At 69.9% G+C, this 18,143-nt stretch carries 15 protein-coding genes, 1 tRNA gene and 1 other RNA gene; 5 read left to right on the top strand and 12 right to left on the bottom strand.

Annotation, left to right across the window (positions count from 1 at the left end; all coding sequences use genetic code 11):
* Positions 1-25: 25 nt before the first annotated feature.
* Both SM447_RS09720 and leuA read left to right on the top strand, forming a co-directional pair.
* Complete coding sequence (locus tag SM447_RS09720) at positions 26-574, top strand: nitroreductase family protein (RefSeq protein ID WP_474572435.1); 549 nt, start codon at positions 26-28, stop codon at positions 572-574.
* 239 nt (positions 575-813) lie between these two features.
* Entirely contained in the window at positions 814-2,571 is a 1,758-nt protein-coding gene (leuA, locus tag SM447_RS09715; RefSeq protein WP_474572434.1) for a 2-isopropylmalate synthase, read from the top strand.
* Positions 2,572-2,713: 142 nt separating this feature from the next.
* On the opposite strand, the gene SM447_RS09710 is transcribed toward leuA, so the two are convergent.
* Positions 2,714-4,186: an MFS transporter gene (locus tag SM447_RS09710; protein WP_474572433.1), complete on the bottom strand. Its 1,473-nt coding sequence runs from the start codon at positions 4,184-4,186 to the stop codon at positions 2,714-2,716.
* A gap of 108 nt (positions 4,187-4,294) precedes the next feature.
* Here SM447_RS09710 and SM447_RS09705 point away from each other — a divergent pair, with 108 nt between their 5' ends.
* The gene (locus SM447_RS09705; protein ID WP_474572432.1) at positions 4,295-4,954 is read left to right on the top strand and encodes an HNH endonuclease family protein; all 660 of its coding nucleotides are present in this window, start codon (positions 4,295-4,297) and stop codon (positions 4,952-4,954) included.
* Positions 4,936-5,388, top strand: a complete 453-nt coding sequence (locus SM447_RS09700) for a hypothetical protein (protein WP_474572431.1) — start codon at positions 4,936-4,938, stop codon at positions 5,386-5,388. Before SM447_RS09705 ends, SM447_RS09700 begins: the two co-directional genes overlap by 19 nt.
* Before the next feature lie 94 nt (positions 5,389-5,482).
* On the opposite strand, the gene SM447_RS09695 is transcribed toward SM447_RS09700, so the two are convergent.
* From SM447_RS09695 to ffs, 9 genes are all read right to left on the bottom strand, one after another.
* Positions 5,483-6,586, bottom strand: a complete 1,104-nt coding sequence (locus SM447_RS09695; RefSeq protein ID WP_474572430.1) for an ABC transporter ATP-binding protein — start codon at positions 6,584-6,586, stop codon at positions 5,483-5,485.
* Positions 6,583-7,698: an ABC transporter ATP-binding protein gene (locus SM447_RS09690; RefSeq protein WP_474572429.1), complete on the bottom strand. Its 1,116-nt coding sequence runs from the start codon at positions 7,696-7,698 to the stop codon at positions 6,583-6,585. The genes SM447_RS09695 and SM447_RS09690 overlap by 4 nt, the downstream gene beginning before the upstream one ends.
* 63 nt (positions 7,699-7,761) lie before the next feature.
* A complete protein-coding gene (locus SM447_RS09685; RefSeq protein WP_474572428.1) occupies positions 7,762-8,724 on the bottom strand; it encodes an ABC transporter permease in 963 nt (320 codons plus the stop codon).
* Positions 8,721-9,725, bottom strand: coding sequence for an ABC transporter permease (locus tag SM447_RS09680; protein ID WP_474572427.1), 1,005 nt, complete (start codon positions 9,723-9,725; stop codon positions 8,721-8,723). The genes SM447_RS09685 and SM447_RS09680 overlap by 4 nt, the downstream gene beginning before the upstream one ends.
* A gap of 77 nt (positions 9,726-9,802) precedes the next feature.
* Positions 9,803-11,464: an ABC transporter substrate-binding protein gene (locus tag SM447_RS09675; protein WP_474572426.1), complete on the bottom strand. Its 1,662-nt coding sequence runs from the start codon at positions 11,462-11,464 to the stop codon at positions 9,803-9,805.
* A 267-nt stretch (positions 11,465-11,731) separates the two neighbouring features.
* Positions 11,732-12,325, bottom strand: a complete 594-nt coding sequence (gene recR, locus SM447_RS09670; protein WP_474572425.1) for a recombination mediator RecR — start codon at positions 12,323-12,325, stop codon at positions 11,732-11,734.
* 8 nt (positions 12,326-12,333) lie between these two features.
* Positions 12,334-12,642, bottom strand: a complete 309-nt coding sequence (locus SM447_RS09665; protein ID WP_474572794.1) for a YbaB/EbfC family nucleoid-associated protein — start codon at positions 12,640-12,642, stop codon at positions 12,334-12,336.
* A gap of 187 nt (positions 12,643-12,829) precedes the next feature.
* Positions 12,830-15,715, bottom strand: a complete 2,886-nt coding sequence (locus tag SM447_RS09660; protein ID WP_474572424.1) for a DNA polymerase III subunit gamma and tau — start codon at positions 15,713-15,715, stop codon at positions 12,830-12,832.
* Between the two features lie 235 nt (positions 15,716-15,950).
* Positions 15,951-16,040: signal recognition particle sRNA small type (ffs, locus tag SM447_RS09655), an RNA gene on the bottom strand.
* An 81-nt stretch (positions 16,041-16,121) separates the two neighbouring features.
* On the opposite strand from ffs, the gene SM447_RS09650 reads away from it, so the two are divergent.
* Positions 16,122-16,206 (top strand) — tRNA-Ser (locus SM447_RS09650).
* Between the two features lie 160 nt (positions 16,207-16,366).
* On the opposite strand, the gene SM447_RS09645 is transcribed toward SM447_RS09650, so the two are convergent.
* On the bottom strand, positions 16,367-17,590 hold the full coding sequence (locus tag SM447_RS09645) for an epoxide hydrolase family protein (RefSeq protein ID WP_474572423.1): 1,224 nt from the start codon (positions 17,588-17,590) through the stop codon (positions 16,367-16,369).
* Between the two features lie 37 nt (positions 17,591-17,627).
* Entirely contained in the window at positions 17,628-18,140 is a 513-nt protein-coding gene (gene msrA, locus SM447_RS09640; protein WP_474572422.1) for a peptide-methionine (S)-S-oxide reductase MsrA, read from the bottom strand.
* Between the last annotated feature and the right edge of the window lie 3 nt (positions 18,141-18,143).

Here is an 18,143-nt window from a genome sequence, read left to right as displayed (position 1 = left end):
AACGCCCATACGGGACGCTCTTCGCATGACCGACCTCACTCCGCTGCTCGCCTTCCGCTGGAGCCCCCGCTCCTTCGACCCGATCGCGGAGCTGACTCCGGCCGAAACGACGACGCTGCTGGAGGCCGCGCGGTGGGCGCCGTCGGTCGACAACCGGCAGCCCTGGAGGTTCGCCGTCGGACACCGCGAGGACGAGACCTTCAAGCGGATCCTGGTCAACCTGCCGGTGACCGAGCAGCGGTGGGCGGGGCGGGCCAGCGTCCTACTGCTCGCCGCGCACCACGCCACCGACGACCCGTTCGCGACATACGACCTGGGCCAGGCGATCGCCCACCTGACCGTGCAGGCCACCGCGCTGGGGCTGCACGTACGCCAGGTGACCGAGCTTGACCGCGACGGCCTGGTCGCCGATCTCGACCTGCCCGTCGACGTGCGACCGTACGTGGTGACGGCGGTCGGGCAACTGGGCGATCCATTCAGCCTCCCGGCCGACCTGCTGGCCCATGAGACCTCGCTCCGCCACCGACGACCGCTGGCCGAACTCGTTCTGAGCTGCGCAGACACCTCGGGCTGAGCGGCGCACTGCGAGTTGCGTCCCAAATTCCGGACGCGCCTTCCCAGACCCGACTCCATCACGTAGTGTCACTCTGTCATGTGGCAGGCGCACCTTCTCCTTGGTCGCCGCGACGGGGCCTGACGGCCGGCACCTCGTCGCGGAGTCGAACCGCGCCGCCAGCTTCTCTTCCGGATCTTTCCTCGGCAGCACTGCCGACATCCACCGCTGACGTCACATGACCACGGGAGAACTCCGCCATGGCTCACCCAGCCGGCACCACCGACGTTGACTCCGATCCGATCGCCCGGCAGCGTCCGAGCCGGATGCCGTACCACCGGTACCAGCCGTACCGGCAGCAGTTCCGGATCGATCTGCCGGACCGCGCCTGGCCGACCCGACACGTCGAGACCGCCCCGCGCTGGTGCGCGGTCGACCTGCGGGACGGCAACCAGGCACTGATCGACCCGATGTCGCCCGAGCGCAAGCGCCGGATGTTCCAGCTCCTGGTGCAGATGGGCTACAAGGAGATCGAGGTCGGATTCCCGTCGGCCAGCCAGACCGACTACGACTTCGTCCGACAGCTGATCGAGCAGGACCTGATCCCCGAGGACGTCACCATCCAGGTGCTGACCCAGTGCCGGGAGCACCTGATCGACCGCACCTTCGAGTCGCTGCGGGGGGCCCGCCGGGCGATCGTGCACTTCTACAACTCGACCTCCACGCTGCAACGTCGCGTGGTGTTCGGGCTGGACCGCGACGGCATCACCGACATCGCCACCACCGGCGCCCGGCTCTGCCAGAAGTACGCCGAGATCCACACCCCGGACACCGAGATCCACTACGAGTACTCACCCGAGTCGTACACCGGCACCGAGCTGGAGTACGCGCTGGAGGTGTGCGCGAAGGTCATCGAGGTGATCGACCCCACCCCGGACCGCAAGCTGATCATCAACCTGCCGGCCACGGTCGAGATGGCCATGCCGAACGTGTACGCCGACTCGATCGAGTGGATGCACCGGCACCTGCCCCGGCGCGACAGCCTGATCCTCAGCCTGCACCCGCACAACGACCGGGGCACCGGGGTGGCCGCCGCCGAACTGGGTCTGCTGGCCGGCGCCGACCGGATCGAGGGCTGCCTGTTCGGCAACGGTGAGCGCACCGGCAACGTCGACCTGGTGACGCTGGGGCTGAACCTGTTCTCCCAGGGCATCGACCCGATGATCGATTTCTCCGACATCGACGAGATCAAGCGAGCCGTCGAGTACTGCAACCAGCTGCCCGTCCACGAGCGGCACCCGTACGCCGGCGACCTGGTCTACACCGCCTTCTCCGGCTCCCACCAGGACGCCATCAACAAGGGGTTCACCGCGCTGGAGGCCGACGCGACGGCGGCCGGGGTACCGGTCGACGAGTTCACCTGGGCGGTGCCCTACCTGCCGATCGACCCGAAGGACCTGGGCCGCAGCTACGAGGCGGTGATCCGGGTCAACTCGCAGTCCGGCAAGGGCGGCGTCGCGTACATCATGAAGACCGAGCACCAGCTCGACCTGCCCCGCCGGCTCCAGATCGAGTTCTCCGGCGTGGTGCAGCAGGTAACCGACCACGACGGCGGCGAGGTCGACCCGGCCACCATGTGGCAGATCTTCGCCGGGCAGTACCTGCTCGACCACCAGCGCGACCCCGCGGTGGCCCTGTCCGAGTACACGATCGGCACCGCCGACGGCAAGGTCGAGATCACCGCCGAGATCCGTACGGACGGGGAGGCCCGCTCGATCACCGCGATCGGCAACGGCCCGATCGACGCGTACGTCAACGCGCTCGGCTCGGCCGGCGTGAGCGTACGCGTGCTCGACTACCACGAGCACGCGCTCTCCTCCGGTGGGGACGCGCAGGCCGCCGCGTACGTCGAGTGCGAGGTGCAGGGACGCACGGTCTGGGGTGTCGGGATGGACGCCAACATCGTCACCGCCTCCATCAAGGCGGTCACCAGCGCCGTCAACCGCGCCCGCAGCTGAGGTGCAAGGAAGGGCCCCCTGTTAACGGATTTTGTATAGGAAGGGCCCCTTGTTAACGCCCAGGCCGCCGGCCGGTGTTAACAAGGGGCCCTTCCTTGCACGCCGGGCACGCTGGGCACATCGGGCACGCTGGCACGCCGCGTTATCTCGGCGTGGAGACCGGCATCGAATGGCAGGGCTGCGCCGGTGGCGGCCGGCGGGGCGGTCGGTGGACCAGCAGGGCGGCGATCAGAGCGCCGGCCACCAACAGGCCGGCACACCAGAGCAACGCGCCACGGTAGGCGGCGGTGAGTTCGGCGGGTTGTTCGTACCCGGTGCCGGTCAGCCCGACCAGCAACGGCAGGGCAGCCACCGCCAGCAACCCACCCACCCGGGAGGCGGCGTTGTTGAAGCCGCTGGCCACGCCCGCGAAACGGTCCTCGACAGCGGCCAGCACCGAGGCGGTCAGCGGCGCCACGACCAGGGTCAACCCGGTCCCGAAGACCGCCACCCCGGGCAGCACCTGCCGCCAGTACGACGCCCCCGGTTCGACTTCCCGGAGCATCAACAGCCCGACCGCGGCCAGCACCGGGCCGACGGTCAACGGCAGCCGCGGCCCGATCCTCGTCGACAGCGCACCGGTGACCGGCGAGCCGACCAGCAGCAGCACGGTCATCGGCAGCAACGCCAGACCGGTGAGCAGGGCCGACCAGCCGAGCACGTTCTGCAGGTAGACGGCGATGAAGAAGGTGAAGCCGCCGAGGGCGGCGTAGACCAGCACGGTGAAGATGTTCAACACCGAGAACAACCGGCTGCCGAACAGCCCGGTGGGCAGCATGGCGGACTCCCCGCGACGCCGCTCCAGAAGCACGAACGCCACCGCGGCGAGCACGCCGGTCAGGGCCGCCGCCACCACCGCCGGCGAGTGCAGCCCCCGACCGGGCGCGTCGACCAGGGCGTACGTGACGCCGGCCAGCGCGAGTGCGCCGAGCAGGGCCCCGGCGACGTCGAACTGGCGGGTGCCCCGTTTCCGGGACGCGTTCTCGTCCCGGCTCTCCGGAACCCAACGGAGGGTCGCCAGCACCACGAGCACCGCCAGTGGCACGTTCAGAAAGAAGATCCACCGCCAGGAGAGCGCGTCGATCAACCAACCGCCGACGAACGGGCCGAGCGCGGTGGAGACGCCGGAAAGTCCGGACCACGCCCCAATGGTCTTCGCCCGGTCGTCCGGATGGAAGCTGGCCTGAAGCAGCGCCAGCGAGCCCGGGGTGAGCAGGGCTCCCCCCGCGCCCTGAAGAAACCGCGCCGCCACCAGCCAGTCGGTCCGCAGGGCCAGCCCGCAGAGTACGGAGGCGGCGGTGAACCAGACGACACCGAGCAGGAACACCCGGCGTCGTCCGAACCGGTCGCCCAGCGCCCCACCGAGCAGGACGAAGGCGGCGAGCGTCAGCAGGTAGCCGTTGACCGTCCACTGTAGGCCAGCCACCGAGGCGTTCAGGTCGGCACCGAGGCGCGGCAGCGCCACGTTGACCACGGTGCTGTCCAGGAAGACCATGCCGGAGGCGAGCACGGCGGCGGCGAGGGTGCCCCGGCCGGCGTTGCTTCGTAGCCGGAGGACGGGCGCGGGTTCAGGCATGGTTACCAATCTGCCGTGCGCCATCTGTCAGACACCACGAAACGCCGAAACCCCGCCCGGGTACTGTGCGGGATCGCCGGAAGCCCGCAAGCTGGAGAGGTGTCGTCTGTGCGTACCAGATCAGGACCGCGTGCCCGGGGGGCGCTCGCGCTCGCCGCGGCGCTGACCCTCGGCGTCGCCGGTTGCGTGCCGCTGGAGGAGCCGGAGATACAGCCGAGCGGTGACGCTGGCAGCGCCACCCAGATGCTGGCCCAGCTCACCGTCGCCGAGGCCAACTCGATGCGGGGCTACAGCCGCAACCGCTTCCCGCACTGGCGCAAGACCGGCCAGAACTGCGACGTCCGCGACACCGTCCTGGAGCGCGACGGCAAGGACATCCAGCACTCCGGCTGCAACGTGGTCGGCGGCCGCTGGGAGAGCGTCTACGACGGACGCACCTTCAGCGACCCGTCCAGCGTGGACATCGACCACATGGTTCCGCTGGCCAACGCCTGGCGTTCCGGTGCCGACGACTGGGACGACTCGAAGCGCGGCGATTTCGCCAACGACCTCGACCGACCGCAGCTCATCGCGGTTTCCGCGTCCTCCAACCGGGCAAAGGGTGACCAGGATCCGTCCCAGTGGAAACCACCAAACCGGTCATACTGGTGCCAGTATGCCGGGGACTGGGTGGCGGTCAAGCACCACTGGCGGCTAACGGTGACCAGTGCCGAGAAGGCCGCGCTGGCCGACATGTTGGAGGGCTGCACATGGGAGAGCAAGCCGTAACCGGTGCCGGCGGCGCCCCGGCGCCCGAGGGTGCGCCGGATTCGGGCGGGGAGGACGCGGCAGCTGCCACCGGCAGCCCGTCGCCGGGTCCAGCCACGGCCGGCATGACCGCCGACGGTGCCGCGGCCGGCGAGGTGGAGGTGCCCGGCGCGGGGATGACCGCCGACGCCGGGGGTGCCACCGGCCCGCAGAGCCGGAGCACCGACATCGTGCCGGGTCCGGGCGGGGTGATGACCGACGAGGTCGGCGTGGTCACCGGCGAGTTGACCCTGCGCACCGACTTCGCCGACGGACGGGTCACCCTGCACGTGCAGTACAAGGACGCCGACGAGTGGTACGCCGTAACCGGCGGCAGCGCGCCGCTGGCCGACGCCGCCGGGCTGGACGCGGTGCACGGCATCGCCGTCGGCCTGCTGAACCGCCCGGAGGGCTGATTCGCCTGCGCGCTCACGGACGAGCGTGTTAACAGGGGCCCCTTCCTATACCGGAGGCGTTAGGAAGGGGCCCTTCCTTGCACGAAACGCAGAGCTACACGAAGGAGCCGGGCTCGTGGGGCGCGGAGACGACGGACGGGTCCTCGCCCTCGCCCTCCGGCCGGACGATCTCCACACTGACCTTGTGCGGACGCAGCTCACCGCTGGCGATCTGCTCGGCCCAGTGGCAGGCGACCCGGCTGCCGCCGATCTCCCGCAGTTCGGGCCGCTCGTCGGCGCAGCGGGTCGGCTGCGCCCACGGGCACCGGGTGTGGAAGCGGCAGCCCGACGGCGGGTTGGCCGGCGACGGCAGGTCACCGGCGAGCAGGATCCGCTCGCGGCGGTCCTCGACGTCCGGGTCGGGCACCGGCACCGCCGACATCAGCGCCCGGGTGTACGGGTGCAGCGGTTCGGTGTAGAGCCGGTCGCTGGGTGCCTCCTCGACCAGTGCGCCCAGGTACATCACGCCGACGGTGTCGGAGATGTGCCGGACCACCGCCAGGTCGTGCGCGATGACCAGGTAGGTCAGGCCGAGGTTGTCCTGGAGTTCGTCGAGGAGGTTGACCACCTGGGCCTGGATCGACACGTCGAGCGCGGAGACCGGCTCGTCCGCGACGATCAGCTCCGGCCCCAGCACCAGCGCCCGGGCGATGCCGATGCGCTGCCGTTGACCGCCGGAGAACTCGTGCGGGTAACGGGAGAGCGCCCAACGCGGCAAGCCGACCTGGTCCAACGTCTCAGCGATGATCTTGCGACGGCCGTTCCGGTCACCGCCGATGCCGTGCGTCTCCAGGCCCTCGGTGAGGATCGACTCGACGTTCTGCCGCGGGTCGAGGCTGGACATCGGGTCCTGGAAGATCATCTGCATCCGCCTGCGCATCGCGCGCAGCTTGTTCGATGCCAGCGTGGTCAGCTCGACACCGTCGAAGCTGACCTCCCCGGCGGTGGGCGGGGTGAGCTGGAGCAGCGCCCGCCCGAGCGTGGACTTGCCGCAGCCCGACTCGCCGACCAGGCCGTACGTCCTGCCGCGCGAGATGCTCAGGTCGACGCCGTCGACCGCCTTGACGTGGCCGACCGTACGGTCGAACAGCACTCCCCGCTTGATCGGAAAGTGCACCTTCAGATCCCGTACCTCGACGAGGATGTCATTCCCGGTCACGACGTCTCCTCCTCGCTGGGGGCGGCGGCCAGGCCCGGCACGGCCGGCGGGTCGTCCGGCACCGCCTGCGCGGGCACCGAGCCCGGCGTGGCCTGTCCCGGTACCGCCTCCCGAACCTCCTCGCCGGGCGTCATACCGGGCAGCGGAGCCGGGTTGACGCATCGGTAGCTGCGACCGTCGTGGGTGAGCACCAGCTCCGGCGGCTCGCCGACACAGGCGTCCACCCGCCGGGTGCAGCGCGGGGCGAAGGCGCAGCCGTCCGGCCACGGCAGCAGGTCACGCACCGAGCCCGGGATGGGGTTCAGCCGCTCGCCACGCCCCGCGTCCAGACGCGGCACCGAACCGAGCAACCCCACGGTGTACGGATGCCGAGGCTGACGGAACAGCGGACGCCGCCGCGCGGTCTCCACCACCCGGCCGCCGTAAAGCACGTTGATGGTGTCGCACATGCCGGCCACCACGCCCAGGTCATGCGTGATCATCACCAGCGCGGTGCCCGAGTCGCGGACCAGGTCCTTCAGCAGTTCCAGGATCTGCGCCTGAATGGTGACGTCCAGGGCGGTCGTCGGCTCGTCGGCGATGAGCAGCCGGGGCTGGCAGGCCACCGCCATGGCGATCAGGGCACGCTGGCGCATCCCGCCGGAGAGCTGGTGGGGGTACTCCTTCAGCCGCCGTTTCGGATCGGGGATGCCGACCCGGTCGAGCAGCTGCGCCGCCTCCTTCGCCGCCTTCTCCCCCTTCATCCCCCGGTGCCGGGTCAGCACCTCGGTGACCTGGAGTCCGATCGGCACGACCGGGTTCAGCGACGACAGCGGATCCTGGAAGATCATCGCGATGTCCCGGCCCCGGATGTCCCGTCGTGACCGGTCGTCGAGCTGGAGCAGGTCGGTGCCATCGAAGACCGCCTTGCCGCCGACCCGAAGGCCCGGCTGCTTCGGCAGCAGACCCATGATCGCCAGCGAGGTCACCGACTTGCCGCAGCCGGACTCGCCGACCAGGCCGACCACGTCGCCCGCGTCGACGGAGAAGGAGACGCCGTCGACGGCGCGTACGGTCCGCTGGCCCCGCCGAGCGAAGGTGACGGAAAGATCTTCGACATCAAGCAGTGCCATGCCGCACCGCCCTTTCGTTCATAGCCGTGGAAGTCGGGCGCGCACCGCTCATGCTCGCCACACCTACTTCCGCAGCTTCGGATCGAGGGCCTCACGCATCGCCTCACCGAGCAGGGTGAACCCCAGCGCGGTGATGATGATGGCGACCGCCGGATAGATGGCCAGCTCGGGCCGGACGCCAAGATACTGCTGGGCGTCGGCCAGCATGACGCCCCATTCGGGGGTCGCCGAGTCGGGGTTGCCGAGTCCGAGGAAGGACAGCGCGGCGGCCTCGATGATCGCGGTGGCCAGGGTCAGCGTCGCCTGGACGATGACCGGAGCGACCGAGTTCGGCAGTACGTGGGTCAGTGCGATCTTCGACTTACGCACCCCGAGCGAGGTGGCCGCCAGCACGTAGTCGCTGTTGGACTGGGCGATCATCGAACCGCGCAGCAGCCGGGCGAAGACCGGCACGGACACCACGCCGACCGCGATCATGACCGTGGTCAGGCTCCGGCCGAGCAGCGCGGCGATGCTGACCGCGAGGAGCAGGGCGGGCATCGCCAGCAGCATGTCGATGAACCGCATCAGGGTGCTGTCGATCCAGCGCCCCCAGCGGCCGCCCAGGCCGGCGGCGGCACCCGCGATACCGCCGATCAACATGCCGACGGCGAGACCGATCAGCGTGGCCACCACGCCGACCAGCAGGGTCTGCCGGGCTCCGACGATCATGCGGCTGAAGACGTCCCGGCCCTGGTGGTCGTAGCCGAACCAGTGTTCGCCCGAGGGTCCGGGGATCAGCCCCGGCTTGATGACGCCTTCCCGGATGCCGATCGTGTCCGTCGGCCCGTACGGCACCAGGAACGGTCCGATCAGCGCGACCAGGACGAAGATGGTGAGGATGACCGCGCCGATGATGGCGGCCGGGTTGCGCCGCAGCCGACGGAAGGCGTCCTGCCAGAGGCTCACCCCGCGCTCGTCGTCGCGGGCAGCCAGTTCGGCGAGCCGGTCGATCTTCTCTCGCTTCTTGCCACTGATGGTCGTCATCGGACCCTCACCCTCGGGTCGATCAGGCTGTACGAGAGATCCACGATCAGGTTCACCAGCACGTACACCACCGCGATGATCATGATGAAGCCCATCAGGACCGGATAGTCACGCTGGTTGATGGCGTCGGCGAGGAAGGCGCCGATCCCGCTGAACGCGAAGACCGTCTCGGTGAGCACCGCGCCGGAGAGCAGGCCGCCGGTGAGCAGACCGATCGACGTCACCACCGGGAGCATGGCGTTGCGCAGCACGTGCCGGCGTCGGACGACGTTCTCGGTCAGCCCCTTGGCCTCGGCGGTACGGACGAAGTCCTCGTTGAGCACCTCGAGCACGCTGGCCCGGGTGATCCGGACGATGATCGCCAAGGGAATGCTGGCCAGCGCCAGCCCGGGCAGCACGAGGTGCCAGAGCGCGTCGGCGGCGGCGTCCCACTCACGGGTCATCAGCCCATCCAGGACGAAGAAGTTGGTGATCCGGGTGGCCCCGATCGTCGGGTCCTGCCGGCCGCTGGAGGGGAACCAGCCAAGGTTCTCCGAGAAGATCGCCTTCAACACGTACGCGAGGAAGAAGACCGGGATGCAGATGCCGATCAGCGAGCCGCCGACGGAGGCGTGATCGAGGAACCGGCCGCGTCGACGGGCGGCCAGGTAACCCAGCGGGATGCCGATGCCGATCGCGATCACCATCGCGGTGACGGTCAGCTCGACGGTGCCGGGAAAGCGCTGGAGGAACTCGGTGGTGACCTCACGCTTGGTGGAGATCGAGGTGCCCAGGTCGAGACGGACCATCCGCCGGACGAAGCGTCCGTACTGGATCAGGATCGGCTCGTCGAGCCCGAGGTTGCGGCGGATGGCGGCGCGCATCTCGGGTGTGCCCCGCTCGCCGAGGATGGCGGTCTCGGGGCCGCCGGGCAGTCGCCGGAGCCAGATGAACAACAGGATGGAGAGCCCGAACAGCGTGGGTATCAGCTGAAGCAGGCGTCTGACGATGAACCGGAACACGGCGGCCTCGAAAGGGGTGCAGGGATCACGGGCGGGCGCTGTGGGTAACAGCGCCCGCCCGCGGTCAGTGCGTCAGATCAGGACTTGAACTCGGCGGTGGCGAACCGCTCGTCGGTGAGCGGGCTCGCCTTGACCCCGGTCACGTCCTTGCCGAACACGATGGCCGGCGGCGCGTGCGAGATCGGCACACCCGGCAGGAAGTTCATGATGTCGGCGTTCAGCTCCTTGTAGAGCGCCACCTTGGCCGCCTGGTCCGCGGTGGAGTCCGCCTGCTTGAACTTCTCGAACAGGGCCGGGTTGTTGAAGCCCCACTCGTCCTTCTGCCGGTCGAAGAACGTACCGATGAAGTTGTAGCCGTCGCCGTAGTCACCGGTCCAGCCGAGGAAGTGCAGGTCGTGCTTGTTGCCGGAGGTGGTGGCGTTCAGGTAGTCCGGGCTCCACTTCAGCGGAATCGGCTCGATCTTGATGCCGGCCGCCTGGAGGTCCGCCGACACCAGCTCGAAGAGGTCCTTCGGGTTCGGCATGTACGGGCGGGTGACCTCGGTCGGGTAGTGGAACCGCAGGGTCAGGTCCGACGCGCCGGCCTCGGCCAGCAGCGACTTGGCCTTCTCGACGTCGTACTCGTACTTGGTGACGTCGCCGTTCCAGCCCTCGACGGTGTCGGGGAAGAAGTTCACCGCGACCTGAGCGCCCGGGGGCAGCTTCGAGTCGACCAGGGCCTGTCGGTTGACCGCGTGAGCGATCGCCTGCCGGACCTTCAGGTCGGCCAGCTTCGGGTTCCCCTTCTGGTTGATGGCCAGGTAGAGGATGTTGAAGGCCGGGCGGGTCAGGAGGTTGAAGCCCTCGTTCTTCAGCGGCTCGACGTCGGCCGGTCCGACCAGGTCGTAGCCCTGGATGTCGCCGGAGCGCAGCGCCTGCTTACGGGCGTTCTCGTCGGAGATGGTCCGGAAGATGAGCGTCTTCAGCTTGGCCTTGTCGCCCCAGTAGTCCTCGTTGCGCTCCAGGGTCAGCGTCTTGTTCGGGACGTCCCAGGACTTGAACTTGAACGGGCCGGTGCCGGTCGGGTGCTCCGTCGCGTACGCCGGGTACTTGATGTCGTCGGCGCTGCCCGTGACGTTGCTGGCGTCGTAGTCCTGCAGCGCCTTCGGGCTGTGGATGGAGAAGGACGGCAGCATCAGGGCGGCGGGGATCTTGCTGGAGACCCGGCTGAAGGTCAGGGCGACCGTGGTGGGGTCGGTGGCGGAGCAGGACTTGAAGAGGCTCTCACCCAGGGTGTCGTCCTCGTTGGCGGCGAAGCCGCCCATGATGTCCTGCCAGTACGCGGTCACGTCCGGGCTCTGCATGAGGCCCTTGGCGTTGTACCAGCGGTCGAAGTTGGTGCAGACGGCCTCGGCGTTGAAGTCGGTGCCGTCGTGGAACTTCACGCCGGAACGCAGCTTGAACGTCCAGGTGGTGCCCGCGGCGTCCGGCTCCCAGGACTCGGCGAGGCCGGGGCTGACCTTGGTGCCACCCTCCTCCGGGCGGACCAGCGTCTCGAACACCTGGCGGGCCACGCGCAGCGACTCACCGTCGCTGGCGAAGCTGGGGTCGAGCACCTTCGGGTCTCCGGCGACGCCGAAGACCAGGGTGTCCTTGTTACTACCGCCGGAACCTTCGCGGTCGCTCTCGGCACAGCCTGCTACCGCGAGGGCCGCGGCCGCCACGGCCGCGATAGCGACCTTCGGCCTGGATGCACGCATGGTGCTTCACCTCGTCCTTGGGGGTACGGACAACGTGGTGACAGGGTCACCGATGGCGGTGACCTTAGCCCCCGTTCGGACCGGCGGGAAATGGCTGTCGAAGCGGTTGGTACCGGATCGTGTCTTAATCGTTGGGACAGCGGCGAAAGGCCAGCACAGACGACCGGCAAAGAACCTTTTTGCCCGATTTGGTCGATGCAGATTTGTTACATCGACTGTCAGCCAGCCCGTCCACATGTCAGAACCCACAGTGGACCCCGGAGGGCCTCAGACGGCCCGGCGGCCCTCGAAGGCCCGGCCCAGGGTGATCTCGTCGGCGTACTCCAGATCGCCGCCCACCGGCAGCCCGCTGGCCAGCCGGGTCACCGCGATCCCCATCGGCTTCACCATCAGCGCGAGATAGGTGGCGGTCGCCTCGCCCTCGGTGTTCGGATCGGTGGCCAGGATCAACTCGCGGACCGCGCCCCCGCCGAGGCGGGTCATCAGCTCGCGGATGCGCAGATTGTCCGGCCCGATGCCCTCCAGCGGGTTGATCGCCCCGCCGAGCACATGGTAGCGGCCGCGGAACTCACCGGTCCGCTCGATCGCCACCACGTCCTTCGGCTCCTCGACCACGCAGATCACCTCGTCGGTGCGGCGCGGGTCGCGGCAGATCCGACACTGGTCGGACTCGGCGACGTTGTAGCAACTGGTGCAGAACCGCACTAGCTCCTTGACCTTGCGCAGCGCGCCGGCCAGCCGGTTGACATCGGCCGGGTCGGCGGACAGCACGTGGAAGGCGATCCGCTGGGCACTCTTGGGGCCCACGCCCGGCAGCCGGCCCAGCTCGTCGATCAGATCCTGGATCGCGCCCTCGTACATCTGCGGGCTCAGAACCCGGGCAGGCCGAGGCCGCCCATCCCGCCCGCGACCGGGCCCATCTTCTGCTCGGTCAGCTCGCGGGCCGCCTCGGTGGCGTTGTGCAGGGCGGCGACGACCAGATCCTCCAGCGTCTCCACGTCGTCCGGGTCGACGGCCTTCGGGTCTATCTTGATGCTCTTGACCTCGCCGGAACCGGTGACGACAGCGGTCACCAGACCACCGCCGGCAGTGCCGCTCACCTCGGCCTCGGCCAGCTCGGCCTGCGCCTTGGCGATCTGCTGCTGCATCTTCTGCGCCTGCTTCAGCATCTGCTGCATGTTCGGCTGTCCACCAGGCCGCACGATGACTCCCTCAACTCGCCCACTCTGCCGCCGCCACCCTAGCGCCCCCCACCGACCCACCCGCCCCGGCTCGCCGATCTTGCACTTCTGGTCGCCGTGATGCCGGTTTCGATGACATTTGTGGAGGCAGAAAGTGCAAGATCGGCGCTGAGTGGGGGTTGGGTCAGTCGCCGATCTTTTCGACGTTGCCGAAGGTCTCGCGGAGCAGGCGTACGGCCTGTTCCTCGCTCGACTCGCGGGCGGTCTTCTCGTCGATGATCTCGTCGAGTGGCTCGTCGCCCGGGTCGAAGCCCTCGTAGGAGGGAGTGGCGGCCGGCCGGGCACCGCCGGGCCGCCCCGCGCCACCGCGCAGCGGGCCGTCGAAATCCGGATCGTACGGTGGCTCACCGGCGAACTCCACGTCCGCGGTCTGCCGGGTCGCCTGACCGGTACGCGGACCCCGGCCGGCCGCCGCCGCCCGAGCCGCCGCGATCGCACTGCTCACCGCTGCGCCACCGGGACGACCGGACATGCCGTTGCCGTTGGTCGTCGCGGTCTGCCGGGGCGCGACGTTCCCCGCCGCACCACCCGAGCCAACGCTCCCGGCCAGCCCGCCCGAGGCGACGTTTCCCGCCAGCCCGCCCGAGGCAGTGCTCCCCGCTGCCCCACCCGTGGCGACGTTCACTGCCCCACCCGAGGCGGTGCTCGCAGCTGGACCGCCCGATCCGGCGGCGGCTGAGCCGCCCGCCGGGTCAGCACCGCGGCCCACCGGGACGCCGGACGGGGTTCGTCCGTCAGCCGAGGCGTGCGGCGTAGCTGCCCGAGGTGCGCCGGACGGGTCCGCCCCGATGTCGGGGGAAGAGACGCCGGGGCGGGCCGGCTCCGGCCAGTCGTCGTCGGACGTGCCACCGGCGGCGGGCGAAGTCGGGGCACTGCCACCAAGGCGGGCCGGCTCCGGCCAGTCGTCGTCATCGGTCACGGTGGCGGCCGGGTCACCCGGCCGTTCGGTATCGGAGGTGGCAGCCGGCCGCCTGGTGTCGGAGGCTTCACCGGAGCGACCTCGGTCGGCTCCCGGCATGGAGGCGCCCGGACCGGCCACCGGAGGGCTGACAGGGCCGGCGGCGGGCCCGCCCCGAGCCGAGCCGGCAGACACTCCACCCCGCTCGCCCGCCACCTCGCAGCGGATCTGCCAGCGTCCGCCCAACTCCTCGTAGAGCGCGTCGGTGAGCACCTGCGCGTGGTCGGACATCATCCGGGCCAGCACCGCCGACTTCACGGTCAGCACGAGGGTGTCGCCGTCGAGGTCGCGGACGACCGCGTCGCGCATCAGCGCCGCGATCCGCTTGTTGCTCCGGTTGACCTTGCCGACCACCTCCGGCCAGACCCGCCGCACCGCGACCGCGTCCAGCGCACCGGGGCTCGCCGCGCCGGGGCGGGGCGGCTCCGGGGTCGCCGGGTCCGGCATCACGGCCGACGGCGGCACGGCTCGCCGGGGCGTAACCGCACCGGTGGCCACACCATCCTGGGCGGCATCCCGCCGGCCTGGACGGCCGTCACCGGGTCCACCGGCCGGACCGGCAGTCGTCCCGTTCAGGCCGGCACGGTGACCCGCTTCGGCCCCACCACCCGCGGTGCCGTCCGTCCCCGCGATCGCGGTCGCGCCGTCAGGACCGGTCGACCCGTCGCCAGGAGAGGAATGCCCGCCGCCACGATCGGCCGACGGGGACGCGCTGCCACCACCGGCCGGCGGGGCGGCGCTCGCCGAGGGGGCGGTAGCCGGCGCGGCAGCGCCGGTCCCGGCCCGGGTCGCGGCGGCAGCCGCGGGCGCGGCGGGAGGCTGGGTGCGTACCGCCGGGGGGTTGGCGGCGGGCGCGGAGCTGGCGGTGGCCGGCGGCGCGTCGGTGCCGGCGAGGGTGAGCCGTCGCTCCATGCGTTCTAGGCGCTGGAGCAGGCCGCCGGTGGAGTCGTCGACGCCGGGCAGCAGCATCCGGGCGCAGATCAACTCCAGCAGCAGTCGGGGCGCGGTGGTACCGCGCATCTCCACCAGGCCGTCGTGCACGATGTCGGCACACCGGGACAGGGTGCCCGGGCTGAGCTGCTGGGCCTGGGCGGCCATCCGCTCGATCTGGTCGTCCGGCCCGTCGATCAGTCCCTTGGCCACCGCGTCGGGGACCTGCTGGAGCACGATCAGGTCACGCAGCCGCTCCAGCAGGTCGGCGGCGAACCGGCGGGGGTCGTGCCCGGCCTCGGCGACCCGGTCGACGGTGGCGTACGCGGCGGCGCCGTCCCCGGCGGCCAGGGCGTCGCACATCTCGTCGATCAGCGCCGCGTCGGTGACGCCGAGCAGCGCGGCGGCCCGGGCGTAGCTGACCCCGTCGGGCCCGGCACCGGCGATGAGCTGGTCTAGTACGGAGAGGCTGTCCCGGGCGCTACCGCCACCGGCGCGCACCACCAGCGGGAACACCGCCGGCTCGACCTGCACTCCCTCGGCCTCACAGAGCTGCTCAAGGTAGGGCCGGAGCACCTTCGGCGGGATCAACCGGAACGGATAGTGGTGGGTCCGCGACTTGATGGTGCCGAGGACCTTCTCCGGCTCGGTGGTGGCGAAGATGAACTTGACGTACTCCGGCGGCTCTTCGACCAGCTTGAGCAGGGCGTTGAAGCCGGCCGACGAGACCATGTGCGCCTCGTCGATGACGTAGATCTTGAAACGGCTGTTGGCCGGCGCGAAGAAGGCCTTCTCGCGCAGCTCGCGGGCGTCGTCCACGCCGCCGTGGCTGGCCGCGTCGATCTCGATGACGTCGATCGAGCCGGCCCCGTCCCCGGACAGCGACCGGCACGAGTCGCAGGTGCCGCAGGGCTCCGGCGTGGGACCGTGCTCACAGTTGAGCGAGCGGGCCAGGATGCGGGCGCTGGAGGTCTTGCCACAGCCACGCGGGCCGGAGAAGAGGTACGCGTGGTTGAGCCGCCCGCTGCGCAGCGCCTGCGACAGCGGCTCGGTGACGTGTTCCTGCCCGATGACCTCGGCGAAGGTACGCGGCCGGTACTTGCGGTAGAGCGCCAGTGCCACGGCGTCCCGCCTCCTCTCGACCGAGCCATTCTGCGCCGACCCGCCCCGCCTGACCACCCACCCCGCCGAGTCGGCGCTGGTGATCCACTCTCGGTCGCGCCATGTCCCCGCGCTGGTGATCCACTCTCGGTCGCGCCATGTCCCCGCGCTGGTGATCCACTCCGGTTGCGGCATCTTGCGGCCTCCGGCGGCCGGGAAACCCCGAGATGCCGTAACCGGAGAGCGCCGGAGACAGAAAGGCCTCCCGTGCACCCGGCAGAGCTCGCTTATCCTTGCTGCCTTCCGGCCCTGGGGAGGTTCACGAGATACCGCCGCACGGGAGGTACGCCCAGCCTACCCGACCGACCGTGGATCTTCAGGGGGTGGTGGGGTGGGCGACTCGGCGCGGACCTGTATCCTGGCTCGCGGAGGATTCGCCTAGAGGCCTAGGGCGCACGCTTGGAAAGCGTGTTGGGTTAACACCCTCACGAGTTCGAATCTCGTATCCTCCGCTCACCTGAGCAGCAGACGACAGGGCCGGTCCCCATGGGGACCGGCCCTGAGTCATCTCTACTGTTCACCGGCGACCTGACCGGCACCGTCGGCCGGGTCACCGGTCCGGCCGCGCGTACGCGACCTCGGTCGCGGCCCGGAGCGGGTACGGGTGTCCGGTCAGCGCAGCGACCGGAAGGCGGTACGCAGTTCCTCCGCCAGGAGTTGCGGCTGCTCGAAGGCGGCGAAGTGACCACCTCGGGGCAGCTTGTTGTAGTGGATGAGGTTCGGATAAGCCTGCTCCGCCCAACTCCTCGGGGTCACGTACATCTCGTCCGGGAAGACGCTCACGGCCGCCGGGACCGAGACACCCTTGGCGGCGAAGAAGGAGAGCTTGTTCTCCCAGTAGATGCGCGCCGCGGAGGTGCCCGTGTTCGTCAGCCAGAAGAGCGTGATGTTGTCGAGGACGTCGTCCCGGGTGAGACCGGTGTCCTCGCCGGCGAAGGCTCGGCAGATCAGGTCCAGGCTCGCCGCGTCGTGATCCATCAGGTACGTCGCCAGGGCGACGGGTGAGTCCGCGAACCCGGTGAGGGTCTCCGGGCGCGTCCCCATCATGAGGGCGTACGCGGAGTGCTGCCAGAAGAAGTTGAGCTGCTCGCAGGCCTTCCGTTCCTCGGCGGAGAGGTTGGCGGGCAGCGAGTCGAGCGGGTTGCTCGCGCCGCTGATGCCGGACTGCAGCAGCGCGTCGATGTCGGGTGGGACGACGCCCGGCATGTTGGTGTGGATGCCGATCAGTTCCGGCGGCCCCTGTAGGGCAATCACGTCGGTGATGAGCGCGCCCCAGTCGCCGCCCTGCGCCACGAACCGGTCGTAACCGAGACGCCTCATCAGCTCGGTCCAGGCGCGGGCGATGTGTTCGGGCCCCCACCCGGGCTCGGTCGGCTTGCCCGAGAATCCGAAGCCGGGCATGGACGGGATCACCAGGTGGAAGGCGTCGGAGGCGTTCCCGCCGTGCGCCGTGGGGTCGGTGAGCGGGCCGATGATCTTCAGTTGCTCGATGACGGATCCCGGCCACCCGTGGGTGACGATCAGCGGCAACGCGTCCTCGTGTCTCGACCGGACGTGGATGAAGTGGATGTCGAGACCGTCGATCTGGGTCATGAAGTTCGGTACGGCGTTCAGCCGCGCCTCCACCTTGCGCCAGTCGTACTCGTGCTGCCAGTAGCGCGCCATCTCCTGGCTGGTCTCCAGCGGCACGCCCTGGGACTGGTCGTTCACGGTCTGCCGCTCGGGCCACCGGGTGGCCGCGATGCGCTCCCGCAGAGCGTCAAGGTCCGCCTGGGGAAACTCGATCCGGAACGGCCGGATGTCGGCGGTGGGGCGGGTCATGGTCTTGACGGCCACGGGGGCCTCCTTCTCGGTCGTGTCGGTTCTCCGGGCGTCAGGTGCGGTTCTCCGCTCGCCGAGGCAGCTTCCAGTCCGGGCGCGGGAAGTGGCAGGTGTAGCCGCCGGGGTGCTTCTCCAGGTAGTCCTGGTGTTCCGGTTCGGCCTCCCAGAAGGGACCGGCCGGGCTCACCTCGGTCACCACCTTGCCGGGCCACAGGCCGGAGGCGTCGACGTCGGCGATGGTGTCCTCGGCGACCCTGCGCTGCTCGTCGTCGCAGTAGAAGATGGCCGACCGGTAGCTCACCCCGACGTCGTTGCCCTGCCGGTTCTTGGTGGTCGGGTCGTGGATCTGGAAGAAGAACTCGAGCAGGTCCCGGTAGGACACCTGCGCCGGGTCGTAGGTGATCTCGATCGCCTCCGCGTGCGTGCCGTGGTTGCGGTAAGTCGCGTTCGGCACGTCTCCGCCGGTGTAACCGACGCGGGTGTCGAGCACGCCGGGCCGCTTGCGGATGAGATCCTGCATCCCCCAGAAGCAGCCGCCGGCCAGGATCGCCTTCTGCGTCGCCATCGC

Source organism: Micromonospora aridisoli (assembly GCF_056150025.1).
Note: the sequence above shows the minus strand (reverse complement) of the source record. Positions and strands in the feature narration are given on the sequence as shown.